The 22,466-nt window shown below is 71.6% G+C and carries 20 protein-coding genes; 17 read left to right on the top strand and 3 right to left on the bottom strand.

The annotated features are described in order from the left end of the window. Nucleotides 1–295 precede the first annotated feature (295 nt). The 15 genes from ACQP26_RS09230 to ACQP26_RS09160 all read left to right on the top strand — a co-directional run bounded on the left by ACQP26_RS09230 (nucleotide 296) and on the right by ACQP26_RS09160 (nucleotide 16,855). Complete coding sequence (locus ACQP26_RS09230) at nucleotides 296–1,177, top strand: hypothetical protein (RefSeq protein WP_433495445.1); 882 nt, start codon at nucleotides 296–298, stop codon at nucleotides 1,175–1,177. A 647-nt stretch (nucleotides 1,178–1,824) separates the two neighbouring features. Next, nucleotides 1,825–2,217 carry a pilin gene (locus ACQP26_RS09225; RefSeq protein WP_069089539.1) on the top strand — a complete coding sequence of 131 codons (393 nt, stop codon included), beginning with the start codon at nucleotides 1,825–1,827 and terminating at the stop codon, nucleotides 2,215–2,217. 2 nt (nucleotides 2,218–2,219) lie between these two features. Then, on the top strand, nucleotides 2,220–3,134 hold the full coding sequence (locus ACQP26_RS09220; RefSeq protein ID WP_433495444.1) for a conjugal transfer protein TrbL family protein: 915 nt from the start codon (nucleotides 2,220–2,222) through the stop codon (nucleotides 3,132–3,134). Then, complete coding sequence (locus ACQP26_RS09215) at nucleotides 3,131–4,093, top strand: PrgI family protein (RefSeq protein ID WP_433495443.1); 963 nt, start codon at nucleotides 3,131–3,133, stop codon at nucleotides 4,091–4,093. Before ACQP26_RS09220 ends, ACQP26_RS09215 begins: the two co-directional genes overlap by 4 nt. Continuing rightward, a complete protein-coding gene (locus ACQP26_RS09210) occupies nucleotides 4,090–5,931 on the top strand; it encodes a VirB4 family type IV secretion system protein (protein WP_433495442.1) in 1,842 nt (613 codons plus the stop codon). Before ACQP26_RS09215 ends, ACQP26_RS09210 begins: the two co-directional genes overlap by 4 nt. Before the next feature lie 23 nt (nucleotides 5,932–5,954). Next, nucleotides 5,955–8,441: a type IV secretory system conjugative DNA transfer family protein gene (locus ACQP26_RS09205; RefSeq protein WP_433495441.1), complete on the top strand. Its 2,487-nt coding sequence runs from the start codon at nucleotides 5,955–5,957 to the stop codon at nucleotides 8,439–8,441. 376 nt (nucleotides 8,442–8,817) lie between these two features. Further along, complete coding sequence (locus ACQP26_RS09200) at nucleotides 8,818–9,657, top strand: replication-relaxation family protein (protein WP_433495440.1); 840 nt, start codon at nucleotides 8,818–8,820, stop codon at nucleotides 9,655–9,657. A 472-nt stretch (nucleotides 9,658–10,129) separates the two neighbouring features. Then, nucleotides 10,130–10,942, top strand: a complete 813-nt coding sequence (locus ACQP26_RS09195; protein ID WP_433495439.1) for a hypothetical protein — start codon at nucleotides 10,130–10,132, stop codon at nucleotides 10,940–10,942. A 420-nt stretch (nucleotides 10,943–11,362) separates the two neighbouring features. Then, complete coding sequence (locus tag ACQP26_RS09190; RefSeq protein ID WP_433495438.1) at nucleotides 11,363–12,199, top strand: hypothetical protein; 837 nt, start codon at nucleotides 11,363–11,365, stop codon at nucleotides 12,197–12,199. Then, nucleotides 12,196–12,513 carry a hypothetical protein gene (locus tag ACQP26_RS09185; protein WP_433495437.1) on the top strand — a complete coding sequence of 106 codons (318 nt, stop codon included), beginning with the start codon at nucleotides 12,196–12,198 and terminating at the stop codon, nucleotides 12,511–12,513. The genes ACQP26_RS09190 and ACQP26_RS09185 overlap by 4 nt, the downstream gene beginning before the upstream one ends. A 263-nt stretch (nucleotides 12,514–12,776) precedes the next feature. Next, the gene (locus ACQP26_RS09180; protein ID WP_433495436.1) at nucleotides 12,777–13,928 is read left to right on the top strand and encodes an FAD-dependent monooxygenase; all 1,152 of its coding nucleotides are present in this window, start codon (nucleotides 12,777–12,779) and stop codon (nucleotides 13,926–13,928) included. Nucleotides 13,929–13,961: 33 nt separating this feature from the next. Next, on the top strand, nucleotides 13,962–14,312 hold the full coding sequence (locus ACQP26_RS09175; protein WP_128136192.1) for a histone-like nucleoid-structuring protein Lsr2: 351 nt from the start codon (nucleotides 13,962–13,964) through the stop codon (nucleotides 14,310–14,312). A gap of 177 nt (nucleotides 14,313–14,489) precedes the next feature. Further along, nucleotides 14,490–15,479 carry a MarR family transcriptional regulator gene (locus tag ACQP26_RS09170; RefSeq protein ID WP_433495435.1) on the top strand — a complete coding sequence of 330 codons (990 nt, stop codon included), beginning with the start codon at nucleotides 14,490–14,492 and terminating at the stop codon, nucleotides 15,477–15,479. 95 nt (nucleotides 15,480–15,574) lie between these two features. Further along, a complete protein-coding gene (locus ACQP26_RS09165; RefSeq protein ID WP_433495434.1) occupies nucleotides 15,575–16,222 on the top strand; it encodes a GGDEF domain-containing protein in 648 nt (215 codons plus the stop codon). Between the two features lie 123 nt (nucleotides 16,223–16,345). After that, nucleotides 16,346–16,855 carry an immunity 21 family protein gene (locus ACQP26_RS09160; RefSeq protein ID WP_433495433.1) on the top strand — a complete coding sequence of 170 codons (510 nt, stop codon included), beginning with the start codon at nucleotides 16,346–16,348 and terminating at the stop codon, nucleotides 16,853–16,855. A 51-nt stretch (nucleotides 16,856–16,906) separates the two neighbouring features. On the opposite strand, the gene ACQP26_RS09155 is transcribed toward ACQP26_RS09160, so the two are convergent. Then, nucleotides 16,907–17,425: a hypothetical protein gene (locus ACQP26_RS09155; protein ID WP_433495432.1), complete on the bottom strand. Its 519-nt coding sequence runs from the start codon at nucleotides 17,423–17,425 to the stop codon at nucleotides 16,907–16,909. A 172-nt stretch (nucleotides 17,426–17,597) separates the two neighbouring features. After that, the gene (locus ACQP26_RS09150; protein WP_433495431.1) at nucleotides 17,598–18,146 is read right to left on the bottom strand and encodes an aspartyl/asparaginyl beta-hydroxylase domain-containing protein; all 549 of its coding nucleotides are present in this window, start codon (nucleotides 18,144–18,146) and stop codon (nucleotides 17,598–17,600) included. 1,054 nt (nucleotides 18,147–19,200) lie between these two features. Here ACQP26_RS09150 and ACQP26_RS09145 point away from each other — a divergent pair. Both ACQP26_RS09145 and ACQP26_RS09140 read left to right on the top strand, forming a co-directional pair. Then, entirely contained in the window at nucleotides 19,201–20,238 is a 1,038-nt protein-coding gene (locus ACQP26_RS09145; protein ID WP_433495430.1) for a hypothetical protein, read from the top strand. Between the two features lie 109 nt (nucleotides 20,239–20,347). Beyond that, the gene (locus ACQP26_RS09140) at nucleotides 20,348–21,421 is read left to right on the top strand and encodes a M23 family metallopeptidase (RefSeq protein ID WP_433495429.1); all 1,074 of its coding nucleotides are present in this window, start codon (nucleotides 20,348–20,350) and stop codon (nucleotides 21,419–21,421) included. Nucleotide 21,422: 1 nt separating this feature from the next. Here the strand turns inward: ACQP26_RS09140 and ACQP26_RS09135 are convergent, their stop codons facing one another. Continuing rightward, nucleotides 21,423–22,262 carry a DUF4253 domain-containing protein gene (locus tag ACQP26_RS09135; protein ID WP_433495428.1) on the bottom strand — a complete coding sequence of 280 codons (840 nt, stop codon included), beginning with the start codon at nucleotides 22,260–22,262 and terminating at the stop codon, nucleotides 21,423–21,425. Between the last annotated feature and the right edge of the window lie 204 nt (nucleotides 22,263–22,466).

Raw genomic sequence — 22,466 nt, 5'->3', positions numbered from 1 at the left:
CCAGCGCCGCGGTGGCGCGTCCTCTCATCCGGCCGCGGCTGCGGAGCGTGTCCGTCCGTCTCTGGTCGGGTCAGCGCGCAGGTCAGCGTGGCGTATCAGAACGGTGGACGTCGACGTCGGTCGTCGGTGAGCGGTGGTGTCGCGAGAGGCGGCTGATGGCGTCGACCCGGGGTCCATGTCGGCCAGCCTGCGTTGTCAGGGGTCTGTGAGGCGGGGTGGCGCAATGGCGGTCAGGCGTGCCGGCTGCCGCTTCGGCCCGTCCCCGACATTCGTCTCTGACATGGGAGTTCCTCACATGACCTTCTCCGCCACCGGCTGGCCCGACTCGCCTCTGGACGCCGTGGACACCGCGTTCGCCGACCTGACCTGCGACCCCGACCCGTTGTCCTTGGACCTCGATTCGCTTGCCGGGCAGCTCGGTGATGACACCGGTCTGCCCAGGGGTGTCATCGCGCTGCCGGCGTTGCGGCAGTGGCTGCTGGAGCATCCCCGCGCCTACCGGGTGCGGGACGTGGTGTGGCGTGAGCTGATCTTGCGCGCCCGCCTCGATGGGCCGGCCTGGGTCATCGCCGCGGTCGCCCTGGCGATGCCGGCGCTGCGCCGCTATGCCGGCCGGTTGCATACCGGCTGGGCCGGCGACGCCTACGACCTGGACGCCGAGATCCTCACCGGTTTCCTGACCGCGCTGCGCGACCGGGTTGACCTGGCCCGCCCGGCGCCGTACGCGGCGTTGTGCATGGCCGCGTGGCGGGCCGGCCATGAACTGCGGCAGCGTGCTGGCGCCGAGGCCGTGCCGGTGGACGACCTCGAGCACGTCACCGGCCCGCGTACTCCGAAGCGGCCCTACGGGCATCCGGACCTCCTCGTACGCCGCGCCGTCGAGGTGGGCATCGTCGACGAGTGCGATGAGCAGCCCTACATCGACCTGCGGCTGGGCCGGCGGGCCATCGAACCCATCGCCGCGCGGCTCGGCGTGGAGGTCGACACGCTGCGGCGGCGCGTCGAGCGCATCGACGTGCGCATCGCCGAAGCGCTCGCCGCCGGGCTTCTCACCGAGGTGATCTCACCGCGGGTGCAGGAAGACCTCGCCGCGGCGGCCGAGCGACGACAACACATTCGGGCCGCCCGCGGCGCCGGTCCGCGACCGGCTGCGTCGCGGGTGAGGCTGGCAGCCTGAGGGGCCATCCCCGTTGAGCGGCCCGACGCGGGCCCGGCCATCTGGTCGGGTCCGCGACCGTGTACGCCGAGCCTGCCGTGCCGCATCGGCGACTGGTTCCCCATCCATTCCCCGGTACGGCGGCGAACCGCCGTGCCCGGGGGTGGGCCGGGCTGTCGGAACTCTCACAACGGCGTCCAGGGGATGTCGAGGAGGCGGCTGTGAGGTTCCGGCGCCGACGCTGACAGGCGGTTCCGTCACCGGCGGCATGCTCGTCCGGAAAGGCTCGCCGGCCAGGGTCGTTAGAGGTTTGTGAGGTGGTGTCGGAGCGCTGTGGGACCGGCAGGTGTTCGCCAGGGCTCACAAACGCCGGTTTGAGGGTGCGGAACTCCTCCGGCGCCACCGACGGCGTCATGCGGAGGTTTGGTTTCGCCCGCCGTCGGGCCGGGACATAGGGCTGACACGGGACCGGGTGCCTCGGGTGCCGCGCCACGTTGATGCGCTGACACCTCATCGATCGCCGCTGACCCGAACGGGAGGACGAGCTCCTCCCGAGGTTCACCGCGCTCCCTGTCCGGCATGTGTCTCCCGCGCCCGGCGGCGGCACCCCGACCGCCGTTTCGACTATTCGCGCCGGCCGTGAGCCGGTGCGGGAGGTGCAGCCACCCATGTTCCCCACGTTGTGGGCACGTTCTCGTGCTCTGACTATCGCGCTGTCCACGCTTCGCCGCGTCGCCCGGGTCGCCGCGCCCGCCGCGGCTGCCCTCGGGATGCTGGCCGTTCCCGCCGTCGCCTACGGCGACGCCGGTGAGCCGGTCGTCCTGGCCGTCAACGACCTGCCCACCGTCATCGCCAACCTGCAGGCCTGGGTGATGGGCATCCTGGCCGCCGTCGCCACCCTGTTCCTGGTCCTGGCCGGTGTGTACTGGGCCACCGCCGGCGGCGACCCCGTCCAGGTCGACAAGGCCAAGGGCGCGTTGAAGAACGCTCTGATCGGCTACGGCCTGGCCGTGCTCGCGCCCGTCCTGCTGAGGGTCGTTCAGGGAATCGTCGGAGGCTGACGATGGCCTGGGCGCTCAACCAGATCCTCGACTGGTTCGCCGGTCTGCTGCTGGACTGCCTGAACGGGCTCATCACCGCGATCACCCACGCGCTGCTGATCACCCCGGACGTCACCAGCCTGCCGCAGGTGCAGGCCCTGACCGGACGGTCGGTCTGGGTCGTCGACACCGTCTTCGTCCTGGCGTTCGTCACCGCTGGCGTTCTCACCATGGTCGCCGGCGGTGACGAACGCGCCCGCTACACCGTCAAGGATCTCCTGCCGCGGTGCGTCGTCGGGTTCGTCACCGCCCACTTCTCGCAGCTGATCGCCGGCACGCTGATCGAGGTCGCGAATGCGTTCACCACCGCCCTGACCGCGCAGGACTTCAACGGCGACGGGGCCCTCAACGCCGTCAAGACCCACCTGATGGCCGCGCGGGACCAGAGCGCCGGGCTGCTGTTCGTCGTCTGCCTGGCGATCATCGTTGTCCTGCTCGCCGCCACGGCCTGCAGTGTGATCGTCCGCTTCGCGGTCGCGCTGGTGCTCACCGCGATCGCACCGATCGCCCTCGCGTGCCACGCCCTGCCGCAAACCGACGGTGTGGCCCGCATGTGGTGGCGGTCGTACGTCGCCATGCTGGCCATCCCGGTGGTGCAGGCGTTCGTGCTGTTCGCCGGCCAGTGGATGCTGCTGGACACCAGCGCCATGCTGCCGCTGCTGGGCCTGCCGGTCGAACCGGGCGGGACGCTCAACCTGTTCGTCGTGATGGTCCTGCTGTGGACCACGGTCAAGGTGCCTGCGCTGATGCGCCGCTACGCCACCAGCGGCGCAGGCGGGCACGGCGGCAATCCGCTCGGCGCGGTCGTGCGGGTCGTCGTGGTGCAGCAACTCACCCGCGGGCTGCGCATCCCCGGCCTTGGGGCGGTGCGCCGATGAGCCGCGACCACCGCGACGAACAGCCCGTCACCGCCCGCATGCCCGCCGACGTGGACGCGCCGGACAAGGTGCTCTACGGGCTGACATTCCGGCAACTCGCGATCGTGGCGGTGGCCGCCATCGTCTTCTATGGCGGCGGGAAGGCCCTGCACACCGTCGTGCCCGCACCGGTGCTGCTCGGCGCGGCCGTCGTGCTCGGCGGCCTGGTGTTCGGCCTCGCTGTCGGCCGCCGCGACGGACTGCCCATGGACGTGTGGCTGGCCTGCGCGGTACGCCACTGGCGGGCGCCGCGCGCGTTGTCCACCACCGACACCACCGCCAAGACACCCGACTGGGTGCAGGCCCCGACGTCGAAGGTGATGCTGCCGGCGCCGCTGCGGTTGCCGGCCGACGCCATCGACGACCGCGGGGAGATCAGCCTCGGCGCGGTGAAGGCGGCGATGGTCGCGGCGACCAGCGTCAACCTCGCGTTGCGTACCGCCGACGAGCAGGCCGCGTTGGTCGACACGTTCGGCCGGTGGCTCAACAGCCTGGCCACGCCGACGCAGATCGTGGTGTCGGCGCAGCCGGTCGACCTGCACTCCGCCGCCCACACCCTGGCCCAGGCGGCGGACGCTATGCCGCACCCGGCTCTCGCGGACGCGGCGGCCGACCACGCCCGGTTCCTCGACGACCTCGCGCAGCGGCGGGATCCGTTGCGCCGGCAGGTCCTCATCGTCACCCGCACCACCCGCGGCGAACGGGGCGAGCACGCGGCCCGGCGCCGCGCCGACCAGACGGTCCGGTCGCTGTCCGGGCTGGGCGTCACCACCCGCGCCCTCGACGGCCACGCGACGACCGCTGCCCTGGCCGCCGCCGCCGACCCGTACCGGCCGCCCCGCCCCGGCGGCCTCGCCGCCCCCCACACCACCATCACCGGACCTCCGGTCAGGAGGCCACGCACCAGGAGGACATCGTGATCTTCGTCAGGCGCCGACGCGCCCCGCACGACGACAACCCCAGCGCCAGCCCGCCGTCCGCAGGACTGGCGGCGGCGGTGGCGCCGGCTTCGGTGGAGGTGACACCCCGGTTCCTGCGCGTCGGGGACGGCTACGCCGCCACGCTGGTGGTGACCGGGTATCCGGCCGAGGTCGGGCCGGCGTGGCTGGAGCCGCTGCTGTCCTGGCCGGGCCGCCTCGACCTCGCGTTGCACATCGACCCGATCCCCGCCCCGGTGGCGGCGTCCCGGCTGCGCAACCAGCGCGCCCGCTTCGAATCGTCCCGGCGGGCCGATGCCGAGAAAGGGAAGTTGGCCGACCCGTCCGTGGAGGCCGCCGCCGACGACGCCGCCGACCTCGCCGAACGCCTCGCCCGCGGGGCGGCGAAGCTGTTCCGCGTCGGCCTGTACCTGACCGTGCACGCCCGCACCGAAGCCGAACTCCTCGACGCGTGCGCGCAGGTGAAAGCCGCCGCCGCGTCCACCCTGATCGAGGTGCAGCCCGCGACGTGGCGGCACCTGCCCGGCTGGACCACCACCCTGCCGCTTGCCACCGACAGCCTGCAGATGCGCCGCACCATGGACACCCAAGCCTTGGCGGCCGCGTTCCCGCTCGCGTCGGCGGACCTGCCCGCGCCGCTGCCCGGCGACCCGGCCACCACCGGCGGGGTGCTGTACGGGGTCAACCCGGACTCCCAGGGCATCGTCTGGTGGGACCGCTGGAGCTGCGAGAACCACAACAGCGTGATCCTGGCCCGATCCGGCGCCGGCAAGTCCTACTTCGTGAAACTCGACATCCTCCGCCAGCTCTACCAGGGGGTGCAGGTCGCCGTCGTCGACCCCGAGGACGAATACGTCCGCCTCGCGGACGCGGTCGGCGGGACCATCGTGCGGCTCGGCGCACCCGGCGTGAAGATCAACCCCCTGGATCTGCCGACCGGAGACAGCCGCCCGGACGTGCTCACCCGCCGCGGCCTGTTCCTCCACACGCTGATCAGCGTCCTGTTGGGGCAGGTACCGCCGCCTGCCGAGCGCGCCGCCCTGGACCGGGCGATCCTGCAGGTGTACCGGCGGGCGGGCATCACCGCCGATCCAGCCACCCACCACCGGCCCGTTCCCCTGCTGAAAGATCTAGCCGCGACACTGCGGGCCGACGACAACCCGGCCGCCCACGAGTTGGCCGCCCGGCTGGCGCCGTGGGTGGCCGGCTCGTTCTCCGACCTGTTCGACTCACCGACCACGACCCGCCCGGACGGGCACCTCGTGGTCTGGAGCCTGCGGCACCTGCCGGACGAACTGCGCACCGTCGGCACCCTGCTCGCGCTGGACGAGATCTGGCGGCAGGTCGACCTCCCACCTCAATATCGGCGGCGGTCCCCCGAAGGATCCCGCCCGCAGGGCCGGCGGCTGGTGGTGGTGGATGAGGCGTGGCTGCTGATGCGCGACGGGGAAGGCGCCCGGTTCCTGTTCAAGATGAGCAAGGCCGGCCGCAAGCGCAACGCCGGCCTGTCGGTCATCACCCAGGACGTCGCTGACGTGCTCGGCACCGACCTCGGCCACGCCGTCGTCGCGAATGCGGCCACGCAGGTGCTGCTCAAGCAGGCCCCGCAGGCCATCGACCAGGTCGCCGACGCGTTCGGCCTCACCGCCGGGGAACGCCGGATGCTTCTGTCCGCCCGCGTCGGGCACGGCCTGCTGATCTCCGGTACGAACCGGACCGCGTTCGAGTCGATCTCCTCGCAGACCGAACACCTTCTCGCGACCACGAAGCCGTCCGACCTGGCCGACCTCGACTCCGACGACGGGGATGAGGACCTGTGACACCCCTGCATGCCTTTTCGCCGATGCCGGCGCCCAGCCCGTCCGGGCCGGGCGCCGATCTCATCTCTCCGCCGGGCCCGCCCGCGCGGTGGGTTCTGCACGCCGCGGAGTGGGCGGCCGGCCGGCCGTGGTTGCTCGGCGTCGCCGCCGCCCTGCTCGTCGCCTATGTTGCCGGGCGCAACCGCCTCGACGGGTGGCGGCACCGCCGCCACACCGACGGCGCCCGCCTCGTCACCGTCGCCCCACCACCGGAAGTCGACCCGCACAGCGCCGCCGCGCTGTGGGCGAACCTGCACGGCACGCTCACCCCGTCACGCCGACGCAGGCTGCTGTACGGGAGTCCGCACGTGGTGTGGCAGTACACCTGGACCGGCCGGCAGCTCCTCATCTCGATCTGGGTGCCCGGCAGTGTGCCGGCCGGGGCGGTCGAGGCCGCCGTGCGGGCCGCCTGGCCCGGCGCCGCCTGCACCACCGACGACCAGGCGTCACTGCCGATCCCACTCGACGTGCCGGCGGCCGTCGGCGGGCATCTCCTGCCGACGGCCGCCGAGTGGCTACCGATCAACACCGACCACGACAACGACCCATTACGGGCGCTGATGTCCGCCGGGTCGCAGCTCAAGCCGGACGAGTACGCCTGCGTGCAGGTCCTCGCCCGTCCTGCCACCCCCCGCCGGGCCGCACGCGCCCGCCGCGCCGCCGGCCGGCTCCGCGACGGCAAGACGGCCGTACCGGGCATCGATCCCGCCGCGCCGCTGCTGTGGCTGATCGAGGCGTTTCTTCCTGGCCGCCCCACCACCGCCCGCAGCGGCGGCCAGCTGGCCGGCCGCCGGGATCCCGGGGTGGAGCGGGACGTGCGGGCGATCCTCGACAAGACCGCCCACCCGCTGTGGACGATCGGCATCCGCTACGCCGTCGCGAAGAACAACCACCGCGGCGAGTCTCGGCCGCAGGCCAGGCTACGCGGTATCGCGGACGCGGTCGCGTCGTCGTTCGCCGTGTACGCCGGCCGCAACCGTCTCGCGCACCGGGCGCGGATGGCGCGACCGGTGGCCGTGCTGGCGATACGGCGGCTCGGGGCAGGGTTCCTGGCCTCCACCCCCGAGCTGGCCGTCCTCGCGGCGCTGCCGCGGGATCTGGCCGTGCCGGGGCTGGATCGGGCGCGGGCGAAGTCCATGCCCGCCCCGGTGGCGGTACCGACCGGCGGTCGCGGCGCGAAGGTTCTCGGTGACGCCGAGGTCGGCGGCCACGCGGTGGCTCTGCCCGTCGCCGATGCGAGGTATCACCTGCATGTGGTCGGATCGACGGGCTCCGGGAAGACCACCCTGCTGGTCAACATGGCCGTCGACGACATCAAAGCCGGCCGGGGCACCGTGGTCATCGACCCGCACGGCGACATGGTCCTCGACATCCTCGACCGGCTCCCCGCCAGCGTCGCCGGGCGGGTGGTGCTGTTCGACCCCGACCAGCCCAACCCGCCCACCCTCAACCCGCTGTCCGGCACCGACCCGGACCTCGTCGTGGACAACCTCGTGTCGATCTTCGGGAACATCTTCGCCAAGGCGTGGGGGCCGCGGATGGACGACGTCATGCGGGTGGCCTGCCTGACCCTGCTGCGGCACGCCAACGTCACCCTCCAGCACATCCCGCCGCTGCTCAACTCCGCGCAGTTCAGAAGCGCGATGACCGTCGGCCTGGACGACCCGGCCGGCCTGTCCGGGTTCTGGCAGTGGTACGACCAGCTCAACCCGGCCCTGCGCTCCCAGGTCATCGGCCCTGTCTTGGCGAGGTTGCGGGCGTTCCTGCTGCGGGACTTCGTCAAGCGCACCATGCGCTACCCCCGGTCCAGCTTCGACATGGGCGAGGTCCTCGACGGCGGTGCCCTCCTCGTCAGGATCCCGAAAGGCCAGCTCGGCGAGGACACCAGCAAGCTCCTCGGCTCCCTCGTGCTGGCCCAGGTGTGGCAGGCCGCCACCGCCCGCGCCAGCGTGCCCGCCGACCGACGCCGGGACGCCACGTTGATCATCGACGAGTGTCAGAACTTCCTGACCCTCGCCAACAGTCTCGACTCGATGTTGGCCGAGGCGCGCAAGTACCGGCTGTCGATGGTCCTGGCGCACCAGGATTTGGCCCAGTTCCCGAAGGACCTCCTGGCTGCCGCGTCGGCCAACGCCCGGAACAAGCTGTACTTCTCCGTCGCGCCGGAGGACGCCCGTGTGCTGGCCCGGCACACGCTGCCCGAGCTCGATGAGCACGACCTGACGCACCTGGACGCCTACACCGCCGCCGGGCGCCTCGTCGTCGGTGGGCGGCAGACGCCGGCGTTCACCCTCAAGACCCGGCCGCCGAAGCCGGTCGTGGGCGAGGCGACGGCGATCCGGCAGGCCGCAGCGGAGGCGGTTCCGGCGCAGGACACCAGCGCGATCGACGACCTCGTCGACCGGTTCTCGGCCCGACCTGACGACAACCGCCGGTCCCGTGGCAAGAGCGCTCCGAAGGCGAACACCTGAACGCCGCAGGACGGTTGACGCGAGATCGACAGATCGGTCGACCGAGGTCGACCGAGTCCCGGTCGCCCCTTCCGTGCGGGCTTCACCAGCCCTTCACCACCGATCATCACACCGCACTGACAGATCCGGCCGTCCGGGTCTGTCAGTGCCGCTCACCGGCCGTGTCCAGCCTCCGGTGACCACCTCATCGAACTCAGACACCCCCTCCCTCGGAGGGACTCCTCTTCCGCTTGGAGCATCCACCGTGTCCACCAACAACTCCGTCTCCCGCTCGGCTTCTGCCTCTTCCTCCGCCTCTTCGCCTGGTTCCCGTTCGTCGTCTCGTCGTGCTCGTCTTGACCGGCTTCGTCGGTTGACCGCCCGTGATCATCAGCTGTTGCGGTGGCTCGCCGAGCACTACGTGCTGTCCACCGACCAGATCACTACGGCGCTGTTCCCATCGCGTCGCTCGGCCCGGCTCCGACTCGCCCAGTTGCACCAGATGGAGGCGGTCAGCCGGTTCGTCGACGTCACCACCGGTAGCGGCCAGTACCTCTACACCCTCGGCCCGCTCGGCACTGTGGTCCACCCCACCCAGTTCAACGACCCGAACCACGCCGGCGTCCGCGCTCCCCGGACCAGCATCGACCGCACCGAACGCATCATCGGCAGCCGCCGCCTGCCCCACCTGCTCGGCACCAACCAGCTGTTCATCGACCTGCTCGGCTACGCCCGCACCGACGAAAACGTCCGGCTGGCGCGGTGGTGGTCCGAACAGCACACCACCGCCGCCTTCGCCGCCGCCTCCTACGCCGCCGGCAGCGGCACCGGTGTCCAGCCCGACGGACACGGCATCTGGCACGCCGGAGGGCGCACCGTCGGGTTCTTCCTCGAACACGACAATGGCACCGAACCCCTCGGTACCGTGCTGCGGAAGCTGCGCGCCTACGAGCAGCTCGCCCGCTACGGGCCCCGCTACCCGGTGCTGCTGCGCGTCCCCGGCCGCCGCCGCGAGCAGCACCTCCTCGACGCCCTCGCCGGGGTGCCCACCGCCATGCCCGTGGCCACCGGCCTTCACGGCGAGCACCCCGCCGGGCCTGCCTGGACGTTGACCACCGACCCCGGGCCGCGCCGCTGGCTGCACGAACTGCCCTGCGACCACGGCCCGGACAACCCGGCCACCAACCCGCACCGCTTCCCCGACACCGACCCCAGCGGCCCCGACCCGGAGCCCTGACATTCACCTTCACCGCACGCGCAGGGGAGCCGTCCACCGTCGTGGGCGGCTGTGAGACCGACCGGATCTCACAGTCCCGCCGTCCCTCGCCCGCGTAATCGAGCGGTCGTCTGACAGTGCAGGTCGACGGCACTACTGACGATCATGACGGCGGCCGGCGCTGACAGATCCGGCCGCTACCTTCATCGGCACCACCTTCACCCATATATCGCTCCACCCGGTCCGGTCCCGCCTCGGGAACCACCGCCGCACCTCACGGTGCGCTCTGCCCACCCGCCCTTGTCGGCCGGTCGGCGCCCGCGCCGCGCGGCGACCCCCAGGTCGCACCGCACCACCCCGCACCATCCCGATCCACCAGCAGCCACTCTGCTGCACCCATCCCCTGTTCGTCCCGTGAGTCGACCCATGTACCCGGTGGGCCGGCCGCTTCCGCGCGCCCAACAGCACGCCCCTACCGAAGGAGGAACCCCAGATGACCGCAACCAACGGTGCCGCGACCCCGCTGAGCCGCTACGGCACCCGCGTGCCGACGGTGACGCCCCGCCCGGGCCGCAAGCCCACCCCTGCGGCCACCACCGCCAGCACCACGGCGCCCACCAGCCGGGTGGTCACGCCGACCGCGACGATCAACACCATGATCGTCTGCCTGCCCGACGGACTGCCGTCGCAGGCCCTGACCGCCACCCAGCTCGACCGGCACTTCGGCGTGTCCGGCACCCTGCAGCCCCGCTTCTGGGCCACCCCGGACATGTGGCTGTGGCAACGGCATGACTTGGTCGCACCGCGCAAGGGACGTCCGGTGTACTGCGCCGGCGGACCGGTCAAGCTGCTCGACCTCGCCGCCATGCGCCACGCCGCCGGCGTCGGCGCCGGCATCCGCCATCAACTGTGGCAGCAGGTCGTGCACGGCACCCGGCCGGCCACCCCGTGGCCGACCCTGCTGACCCGTCACCTGGCGGACCCCGCCCGCTACCCGCGCGAGCGGGCCGAGGCGGACTTCCACAACCAGGCCCGCGTCAACGCGATGCGGATGCACAACGCGGCCAGCTACGGCGCCGCCCGCCTCAGCCCAGGTGAGCTGGAGATGTTCCAGGCAGGCCCGATGGCCTACCAGCACTACAGCGCCACCACCGCCGTGTGCGGCGACGCCCTGCTCACGCCGGACGGACACAAGCTCGCACCCGCGAGCGACGCCCTCACCCACCGGGTGACCTACCTCGAGCAGGCGATGCGGTACCTCGACACCGTCGAGACCGACCAGCGGCTGCTCGCCGTCGCCCTGTAACACCACCGCACCGGAACCGGTCGGGCACCACCACCCATCCCCTGCTTCCCCGGGGATCGGCGGCGACCCGACCGGCTCCACGCAACTCCGCCCGCGCCGCGCCGACTCCTGGCCGCAGACGCAAGCTCTACCGCCGCGCCCCTGAGGCTTCCCGAGCCCTGCGACGCACACCCCACCACGACCAATGCGGCCACTGCCCCTACGCCACGTCCATTGCCACCTGAACCACGCCCGCATGGGACCACGACCGCCCCGCTTCTGCGGGCCACACGTCGTACCCCGGGCCAGAGCAGCGTGGCGTGGACTCGCTGCCGGCCCCGCGCGGGCACCGCCCGGCGCCCCGGGCTGGGGCGCCTCGCAAGCCCGGCCAGCGAAGCGGCCGACCTTTCCCTCTTCCACACATCAGGAGGTTTCCCCGCCATGTCCGATCGACTCTGGTTCCGCGTCGACGACGTCCTGCCGCTCGCCGAACACGCCGCCTCCACCGGCGCGCACCATAGGACCCGGCAGCAGTACCGGGCCGGCGTCCCGGACCAGGCCGCGCTCATCTGGTCCCACGACATCGACGGTGACTGGTTGTCCTCCAACGGCGTCCCCCGCTGGTACGACACCGACGGCACCGACCACCGCGTCCGCGCCGAAACCTGGACCCACACCGCCACCGGCACCACCGGCAACCCGATCCCTAACGACGACGGACACGGATTCCTGCCCCTGCACACCGAACACCTCGACGGCCGCCGGGACCTGCTCGACCTGCTCCGCTACGCCCGCCGCCACGGAATGCGCTGGTTCGGGCTGCACCCGGACCCGGCGAGCGACGTCCGCTACCGCATCGTCCGCAGCCGCGGCGACATCACCCCGCCGCTTGCCACCTGGACCCCGGCGACCGTGACCTGCGACGTGGTCGGCGGCGGCGCCTACCGCGCCATGGTCGCCACCGGCTACACCACCCTCTCCCGCGCCGGGGTGCTGTGCCGCTTCCCCCGGTTCGCGGTGCAGCGCATGACCGCCCACCTCGACGCCCTCCACCCCGGTGACATGCCCGGCGAGCACCCCCGGCTGCGGTTCGACGGCGACGAGGTCACCGTCGAGTGGGAGGACGACGACGGCCTGGACAGCCGCTGGGTCGAGCACGACCGGGTCGTCCCGGACGCCAACCGCTGCTACGCCATCGGCGCCTACCAGTGGCCATGGACCCTCGTCGCGTCCGAGGCGACGACCCGCGCCGCCGACCCGGAGGGCCGGTCGCGGTGATCGTCGACGAGGTGTTCCATCAGCGCGGCCACGGCAGCTACGAGCTGACCCGGGTGCACCACTCCGACGGGTACGTCCTGCGGGTTCGGGTCTGCCGCGACAGCTACGCCACGCAGAGCACGGCGGTCGCCGAAGTCCTCACCCCGCTGTTCACCTGGACGATCATCGCGAGCAGCCCCGGTAGTGGCTGGCACCGCACGACCCCAGCCACGCCCCCGGACGCGACACCGCTGATCACGGTCGCCAACGAGGTGCTGCAGCGGGCCCGGCGGATCCTTCCCGTGCCGCCTCCGTTCACCACGCCCGGCCGCTAACCCGCCGAGACCACACCTTCCCGCGCCGCCCTGCCAGCCCGGGTCGCACCTCGGCACCAGCGGACGCAGCCCGGGGCACCGCGCCTTCCGAGCCTCCATCCGCCCGCCGCATCAAGCGGCTGGCCTGTGTGTCCGCGGTCCACCGTCGCTGACCCGCCTTCTCACTAGCACCACTTGGCCGATGCCCGGCCACCCCGCGCACTCGCGCACACCCGGGCACGGCCGTGCCCGGGTTTCCCGCCCTCCAGAAGGGAACCCCTCTCATGACATCCGCCACCAGGCCGTCCTCCGGCCGGCAGCCCAGCATCGCCGTCATCGGCGGCAGCATCACCGGCCCGGTCACCGCGCTGCTGTTGCTGCGCGCCGGATTCGACGACGTCACCGTCTTCGAGGCCGCGCCGGCGTCCGCGCCTCTGGGCGGCGGCCTCATCGGCCTGGAACACCCGGCCCTCGACGTGCTCGACCGCCTCGACATCGGCCAGAGCGAGTTCGTGGCCCACGACTCCGAGGCCATCGTCCAGATGACCGTCCGCGACCGCCAGCCGGCCGAGACGATCCGGCGTACCTATCCGGGGCGGAACACCACCTGGACGCTGCTGCACCAGGCGCTGATCCGCCGCCTGCCCGCCGGTGTCCTGCACACCGCTATGAAGGTCACCGCCCTGGCCGAGCAGGACGGTCGGCCGGTGCTGCGGTTCCGCGACGGCCACACCGCGGCCGCCGACCTGGTCGTGTTCGCCGACGGCCGGTCCTCCACCGGCCGCCGGCTGCTGGATCCCGAGCGGGCCCTGCGCTACGCCGGCTACGTCGCCCACCGCGGCATCGCCGACATCGCCCCCGAGCCCGGGCTGCGGGATTTCCTGCGGTTGCAGCCCTGCCCGGGCGTGCAGTTCAACCTCGCCCCGGTAGCCGGAGGATGCGACTGGACCTTCTACCTCAACTGCACCAGCAGCGAGTACGCGCAGCGGTTCGGCGCCGACCCCACCCGCCGGGTCTTCGCCCTGCCCCGGCACGTCAGCCCCGCCGCCCGCGCCCACGTCGACACCCACGCCGGCCTGCTCCTCCCGGCCGACCACGCCGCCGTCGTGCACGCCACCACCACCCGGATGGCGGTACCGGTCCTCGACATCACCCCACCGCAGCGCATGGTCTGGCCCGTCGGCGCAGGTCACGCCGTTCTGGTCGGCGACGCCCTCGCCCCCGTGCGCCCGCACACCGCGCGCGGCGCCAACAACGGCATCGAGCAGGCCGCCGGCCTCGCTGCCGCCCTCACCCAGCACCGCAAGTACCGAGCTGACCTCACCGCCGCCCTGCACGGCTGGCAACGCCGACACCTGCCCGCCGCCGTGGCCGCTGTGCACCGCGGGCCCGTCATCGGCCACCAGCTCGGCCTCGGCACCCATCAGCCCGCCTAGTAACCCAGCCCGAGAGGAAAGGAGGTGGCCCTCGTGGCCACCAAGACCACCGCGATCCTCGTCGACGACCTCGACGGCTCCACTGACGACGTCGCCACCTACCAGTTCGCCTTCAACGGCGTCACCTACGAGATCGACCTGTCCGCCGGTAACTTTGACCGGATGGCCGCGGCGTTCGGCCCGTTCATCACGGCCGGTCGGCGCCTGCCGAAACAGCCCCGGCCACCACGGCGGCAGGACGACACCGCGACCGGCCGCACCCAGAGCCAGGAGATCCGCACCTGGTGGTGGACCGTGAACTGGCAGGAGCTGAACCTGCCCCAGCCACGAACCGGGGGCGTCATCCCCGCCGCGGTGCGCGACGCCTACCACGCCGCCCACTGACCCCTGTCCCTACCGTGCCGTCCGGCGGGCGATCACCGGGCGGCACACCTGGACGCGCCCCGCGGAGTCCCGCATCCCGGGCAGACGACTTGATCAAAACCCGATCCGAAGCGTGCATCAGTGCACGCCTCACTCACCAACCCCTGCCGAGGGCAGGAGAAAGGGGGCCACGCGCCCATGACCAGCACGACCACCGACACGGCCGCACCAGCGCCACTGGCACCCAGCGTCGAGAAGGTCCTCGCCGCGCTGCACCGGCTCGGCGAGGCCACCGCCGCTGCCATCGCCACCGACGCCGGCCTCGGCTACTCCACCACCACCCCGAAACTGCGCGCCCTGGCAAGCGCGGGACTGGCCGAGCCGACCCGAAGCGACACCGGACCCACCCTGTGGCGGCTGACCGACGCCGGCCGCGCGCATACCGAACAGGGCGGACACGGTGAGCCCGCAGCCGAGCCCGCTACCCGCGACACCGACACACCCGGTACCTCCGCCGGTCACGGTCCGATCGGCGACGACAGGCAGGGCACTGGGGAGGCTGACGACAAAGACGGCGACGATCGGCCAGCCGTTGAGGTTGCCGCCGGCGGGCAGCCGAACGCCCTCCAGGAATCGGCGTCGTCGGCTCCTGGTGATGCCGATGCGGTAGCCGAGGCGGCCGCTGAGGCCGAGGGCACCGACACCGAGCACGGCGACGACAACGCCCGCTCGACTGCCGAGCTCGAGGTGCCAATCGCGGCCGACAGCATCGGCCAGGCCATCGGTTCGGCGTCCGCAGCGAACGATGCGGACGCCGAACCGGCCACACCGGATGGTCTGCCTGCTGGCACGACCACCGACAGCACCACGGGTGAACCCAGCACGGAGGCACCGGCCGTACCGCCGACCACGCAGACGACGGGCGAGGCGGCGGCACAAGCCCCTACCCGGCGGGCGTCGGGCACCCTGCGCGGCGCGATCCTCGACATCCTCGAGGCCAACCCCGGCCGGCAGTACAAGGTCAGCGAGCTGTGCAAGCTGGTCGACCGGGCCAACGAGGGAACCGGCGCGAAGAAGGCCAGCGCGGGCGCGGTCCACAACGCCGCCGTGAAACTCGTCGGGACCGGGCGAGCGGTCCTGGTCGCCGAGAAACCCGCCACGTTCGCCCTCGCCGACCCGGCCACCTGACCGACCCCGCCCTGCCGGTAGCCCGGAGGCGGGCGTCGAACTTCCCGGAACCACGCCCGCCCCCGGTGCTCCTTCCATACAAAGGAGCGTCCGAAGTGTCTCCCATCCTGACCTCGATCGTCACCGCCGCCGGTGGAGTCCTCGCCGGTCTCGCCCTCGCCGCAGCGCTGCTGTGGCGCCAGCAGCAGGTGCTGGCCCGCGCCCGCTACGCCGCCGGCCACGACGACACCACCGGCCTACCGAATCGGCGGGCTCTGCTCGCCGCCCTCACCCGCGCCACACGCGCCGATGCCCCGTTCGGGCTCGTCCTGCTCGACCTCGACGGCTTCAAAGCCGTCAACGACACCTTCGGCCACGAGGCCGGCAACGACGTCCTCACCGAGGTCGGCCGGCGGCTGGCCGCCCTGCGAGGGCCGGTGCGCCTCGCCGCGCGCCTGTCCGGCGACGAGTTCGCCCTGCTGGTCGACGGCGGCCCCGACGACGTTGCTGCCGCCGCCCGCGCCGCCTGGCGGGCGGTCGGCCGCCATTCCGTCGACCTCGGCGCGCACACGCTGACTCTGCGCGCCAGCGTCGGGCATACCAGCGCCGCCCTCGGCGTCAGCCCGCGGGCCCTGCTGCACCAGGCCGACACCGCCATGTATCAAGCCAAACAATCCGGTGCCGGAGTCCATGGCGCCACCGCCACCGACAGCCGCACCGGACCGCCGCCGGGTTCCCGCCCGCGGGACCTGCGTCGCCGCTAACCGCTCACGGACACCGAAGGGGGTCGCCCGCCGACGACGTGCGCGAGGACAGCGTTCTGCCGCGTCTCGGCGGGCACTCGTGTATCGACGTTGCCTGGCAAGATCACGACGGGAGGTAGGTCATTGCAGTACACGTGGGTTTCGTCGGCTGGCGGGCCGCTGCTCGTCGTTCCGCAATCGGCGCTGTCACTGTGGAGCGGCGCTGATAGCACGGATGGACCCGTGGAGAGCTGGGGGGACTACGGCCGGGCGTGCGCGATCGACGGTTACGTCGGCGTGGTCGCCATCGGTCAGCGGCAGGCGCTTGTTCTGGGCGACGAGCCGGCAATGACGACGTACCTGTCCTCGGAACGGCTGTTCCTGCGGTGGACAGCGGCGTACGAGGAAGACGATCTGGTGAGCGCTGCCCGCCGAGCGGTACGTGATGGCGTGGATTGGGACGCAGATGACGATGTCCGCTGGGTGGTGGACGGGCCAGTCGTGCTGTTCGATTCGGCGTGGCCGGGGGCGGAGTTGGAGCCCGACAACCACCTCGTGATCGATCTCTGCCCGGGCGAATACCGGGTCCGTGCGACGTATAGCGCCGATGGTGACAACTGGATGGTCCTCGTTCAGCTTCAACCCGTGTCATGAACTCGCACGCTTATGCCTTTGACCACCTTGCCGTCGAGTTCGGAGTCGCGCTCAGCTCGGACGGTGTCGGCGGTACTGCGGGGAGATCTCGCCGACCTCGATCCCGTTCTCGTCCAGGGCGTTGTAAATCGCCAGCCAGCCATCGGCGAATCGCAGACCCAGGGCCACGCTGCCGTCCGCCAAGTCGCCCCCGACGTACTCCAGGAGCTCCATCGCCGTCAGGCGCTGCCCGTGTCGAGCAGCCAACGACGCGGGAGCATCGTCGCGCCACCGCAGGCGAAAGCCATCCGATGTCGGCCATTGCGGCGCCCGGGTCACGTCGATCGTGCACCAGGTGATCGAGATGTCGTCAGACTTCTGATGGTTGATCTCCAGGCGTTCCTCATCGAAGTCGAGCACCATCGGGCAGTCGGCGAACCACGAATCGTCGTCGTCATCCCAGACCACCCAGGTGGACGTCAACCTGCGGCCCACGAGGCCCTGTAGTCGCTGGGCGTGACGGCTGGCGATGTCGGATATTCCGTGGCGCCAGTCTGGCTGGTAGCCGGGGATACCGAAGTTGAACGTCATCGAGGCAAGGTAGTCCTGGTCCGGACAGCCAACGATACGGCATCTGGGTCTACCGCGTAGGGCGCTGCGCGTAGCGTGACGTCCTCAGGTGTTGTAGTGGCCTCGTATGCGGTCGGGTTCCTCGAACCGGCAGGATGAAGCAGGGCCGCGGAGCTGGGCCGGCCTGTCTCGCTCATCCGCCGCGCCGCACGAAGCCTGCCACCGAAGCCGGCAATTCGTCTTGCGGCATGTCCTCGTAGCCGGGACGGGCGAAGTCGAACAGAAGCACGACGCGGTCGCTGGAGCCGTAGTTCCACGCCTCGTGCATGACGGTGTCGTCGAAGACAAAGCTCTCGCCCTCGCTCCATTGCCGGGTCTCGTCGCCCACGCGCAGCGCGCAGTCCTCTGGCACGACCAGCCCGAGGTGGGCGCGGTAGACGGTCGTCACCCATCCCTGGTGGGGCTTGATGTGGGTACCAGGAGCCATTCGAGAAAACCCAGCGGTCGTCAGGTGAGGGACCTTCGTCAACGCGGAGGCAGTGTGCGGGCACGCGTCGAGCGCTTCCTCGATGCGTTTCCCGAAGGCGACGAGGCCGTACACGCTCCAGCCCCGGCCGTACATCTCGCGTTGCACCCACGGCTGATAGGTCTCTCGCGGCAGAGCAAGGCACTTGTCCCGGATGACCTCCCACTGTGCCCGAAGATCGGCCAGGAAGGAAAAACGCCGCTGATCCACGAACATGAGACAGCATGATGCACCAACGAGGGGCGATGTGGGCTACGGCACCGCCTCGTGTACGCGGTCGTGGCAATGGCCCTTGTTCACAGCATTTACAGCTCTAGCCGCACGTTCCTGCACGTTCCGGTCACCGGCCCACAGCGGCCGGTTGCCAGCGAGTAGCAAACCTGGGCCGGTGGCCGGCCGTCGCCACCGCCGGCAAGGCTTCGCGCCTCGACCGCTGCACGTCCGGCGTATCCGGCTCTGCTCCGGAACTCAACCGCCGACACCGATGACGCCCGACGACGGCATCCATCGCGCCTTCATCGACCCGCTCGGCGACAGCAACGGCCAGCCGTCTCCCGGCCGCTGCTCACCACCGTCGACCCCACCCGCGTGCGCCGTGATTGCGCGCAGACCACCTGGGCGGTGACCCCTCGCTGCTGTGAGGGCCGGTGACCTCTCACCCCGTCCAGCACGACTTGGCCTCGGTCAAGAGATGAGCGTCGATCAGCGCTGGTCGTCGTCTGTCGTCCGGACGTCAGCATTTCCAAGGGCCCTGGCGCGGGTCAGGCGGCGACCATGCATGCCCGCGATCCGCCGACCGAAGGGCCACCCGCCATGGCACACCCCGCACACCCCGAGGACCGCAGCCGGCGTCCCAGCGACCGCACCTCGCTACCGGTGGACGTCACCGACAGGCTTCTGTGGGCGCTCGCGGTCGACGTCGCCGCCGCCCACCAACCCGGGCTCGACGGTGCCTGTACGAACCTGCAGTGCCGCGGACAGCAGGGTCCTTGCTGGGCGCTGCGCACCGCCCGGCGCGCCGAACAACGCGCCCGCCGCGCCGCCACCCTCGCCCCGCCGCCATCGCCGGGTCCGGCCGCGACCGCACGCGGGCGCGCCCCGGTTCCCGCCATGCCGCGTCGCTTGACCGGCTGGTTCACCCCGGCCCATCCGCCGGCACCTGTGATGCGGCCCGCACTCGTACCGGGCGCGGTGCCGCCGGAATCACGGCTGGACCGGCGCCCACCAGTGGCGGCGTCGGCCGCCTGAGCACACACCCTGGAGGCAAACCGTGAACTTCCTACCGAACGACACACTCGCCGGCTACGCCCGCACCGCCGTCGACCTCCGCACCCGCATGGTCGACTACCACCGCAGCCCGCTCGCGGCGCAGTACCTGCAGGCGTTCTTCGGCAGCCGTCTCGCCGACCACCCCAGCCCCAGCCCAGCGAGCATGGCGAAGGTCCTCACCGCGGTCCGTGCCATCACCGCCAACCCGTGGCGATTCGGCGAGCCGTACGTCATCGCCCCCGCGATGACCGCGATCATCGCCGCCGCCGCGGCGGCCCTCGACCTGACCGGCGAGGTGCTTCCCGCCGACATCGCCCCCGACGACGGCGGGGTGCTGTTCCTTCCCGAACCGATCTACCACCGCGGCCTCAGCGGTGAGGTGTCCTCGATCGGGGCAATCACCTGGGCCCGCACCACCAACACCCACAGCGGCCGGTCCTTCTGGGCCATCGCCGGCTGGGCCGACCACCACGACGCGCACGACCCGGCGGCGGTGCGCCGTCGTGCGCAGCTCGCTGACCGGCCCGACCTCGCCCGACAGTTCGGCCCCTACGTGCTGACCGACTTCACCGAGATCCCCATCGGCCAGCCCGTTGACCCCCGCCCCGACCTGCCGGTCCTCGACGGGGACGACCGCGACTGGGAACCGGCGCCCGACGGCCGGTTCTGTATCGACGAGACCACGACCGCGATGCGGGCCTGCGCCGCTGTCGCCTATGCCTTCTGGCGCATCCAGGCCCAACCCCTCGCGACCGTCGCCGCCGCCCCCCTGGACCGTGCCGCGCGGCGCCGCGCTGTGCGGGCCAGCATCCGCCACGACACCCGTGTGGTCATGCTGCGCCGCACCAGCCCTCTCGCCGAACCGGCCGACGGGGAACCCAAGTGGCACTACCGGGTGCGGTTCGTCGTCCGCGGCCACTGGCGACGCCTCATCGACCGCGACGGCAACCCCTACCGCATCTGGATCAACGCCCACATCAAAGGCCCTGACGGGGCGCCCTTGCTGCACGGCGAGAAGGTCGCCGTCCTCGCCCGCTGACCACCCTCCGGCAGAAGGCCGCGCGACGTTTCTCCACAGGCTCGCGTGGCCTTCACCGTCTCCGCATCCCGCCGGCCTGCTGCCGGCCCTGCCTCGAAGGAGTCCAGTCATGACCGCCCGCGTGCTGTCCGGGATCGCCCTCGCGGTCACCGGTGTCCTGCTGCTGTGCTCCGGGCTGGTCACCACCCTCATCCTCGGCGGGGGCGGCGGGGCGGGCGCGTGTGGGCCGACTACCAGCATCACGGCCACCGCCTCGTCGGCCGCCCACGGCCCCGCTTTGGGTGGGATCGGTCCGATCGGTGACTGGAACGCCGAGCAGGTCGGCAACGCCGCCACCATCACCACCGTCGGCATGCGCCTCGGCGTCCCGCCCCGCGGCTGGGTCATCGCCGTGGCCACCGCGATGCAGGAGTCCTCGCTGATCAACCTCCGGGGTGGGGACCGCGATTCGGTCGGCCTGTTTCAACAGCGGCCCTCCCAGGGCTGGGGCACCCCGGAGCAACTGCACGACCCGCGGTACGCGGCGACGACGTTCTACCAGAGGCTGCAGGCCGTCGACGGCTGGCAGGCGATGCCGCTGACCGAGGCCGCCCAGGCTGTGCAGATCAGCGCCTTCCCCGATGCCTACGCGAAACGGGAAGGAGCGGCCACCCAGTTGGTTACTACGATCGCCGACACCGGCGGCCTGGTCGGGTGCGGGACCACTGGCCCCTGGACGCAGCCCGTCCTCGCCCCTGTCGGATCCGGATTCCGCAGCGGCGATCGACCGGGCCACGACGGCGTCGACCTCAGCGCCCCGCGCGGCACCATCATCCGCGCCGCCTCCGCCGGGACCATCCGCGCCGTCCGCTGCAACGCCGTCCACGCCGACACCGGCGCCGGATGGGGCTGCGACCGCGACGGCGACCCCGTTCTCGCGCGCGGCTGCGGCTGGTACGTCGACATCGACCATCCCGGTGGGCTGCTCACCCGCTACTGCCACATGGACCAGCCGCCGATGGTGACGGTCGGGCAGCCGGTCGCCGCCGGGCAGCCCATCGGAGTTGTCGGCTCCACTGGCCACAGCTCCGGCCCGCACCTGCATTACGAGGTGCACCGCCACGGCGACGCCAGCCCGAACGGTGCGACCGACCCGGTGCCCTTCATGGCCGCTCAGAACGCCCCGCTCGGGCGATCGACGTGATTCAGGGGCGGTCGTGCAGGAACCATGCGTCGCCTCGGGTGAGGGCGATCGCGAGCTGCCATTGTTCGCACTGCAAGCTGCCACCGACGGCTAACTGCTCCCCAGCGAGCTTCCATGCCGGCGGTCCGGGCTGCGGCCGGCGTTGCGCGGTGAACTGCAGCATGGTTCCCCAGGCGGCGATCAGGGCGGCGCCCCACCGCTGTTCCCACTGCCAGATCGCTGCTGCCAATGCGGGGATGCCATTGTCGCGGTCGGCTCCGAAGTAGGGCACCCAGGCGGGGGCCAGCCACTGCGACGTCGTGGGCAGCAGCACCAGCTGCACTTGCGGCGGGGTGTGCCATCGGGCGGTGCCGACGAGGTACTCGGACCCGCTGAAGGCTCGGGAGGCGAGCTGCCCATCGGCGATGAGGGTGTCGTAGGTCCACCGCTGTAGAGCTGCCGACGTGGTGGGTGGGGTCAGCTCTTCGATGGCCTTGGTGAGCATGTCGTGACCCAGAAACGTCTGGACATAGCGTTCAACATCTCCCTGGTCTTGGACGTCATCGCTGCGGTATCGCCGATACACCGACCACGGATCCAGCGTCTGAACCACCTGGTCCAGGTCGGCGAGCTCATCGGCATCCGGTTCGTGGCCGAGGGCGCCCGGCAACGTGAACACCGGCCAGCGGCCGGTAATAGGCATGGCCGCATGAGCTGCCTGCCAGGCATCGAGTAGCCGGCCAGGATCGACCTCCTCCACCACGAAGGTGTGACCGGGCCCTTCCTCCACGGGATGGCCCTGCAAAGCGGTACCCCGCAGTGCGGTCGCGATGTCACCAACGTCGTCGATTCGTGCAGCCATCCACGCACGGTAATACCGGCCACCGACATGGCCGCCTGAGCCGCCGACTCCTGCCCACCGGTGCAGTCCGGTGGGAGAAATGCCGCCGGAAATGAGTATCGCCGTCTCCCGCACGAGGGCCGTGAGTAATACCGGCCGATCCATGCCACCCAAGTTCGCCGGTCGTCCCACCGGGACGACCGCCGACCACCCCAACCCACACAT

Origin of the sequence: Micromonospora sp. CA-248089, assembly GCF_050948515.1 — a bacterium.
Taxonomy (GTDB): domain Bacteria; phylum Actinomycetota; class Actinomycetes; order Mycobacteriales; family Micromonosporaceae; genus Micromonospora.
This window is presented reverse-complemented; position numbering and strand designations above follow the sequence as displayed.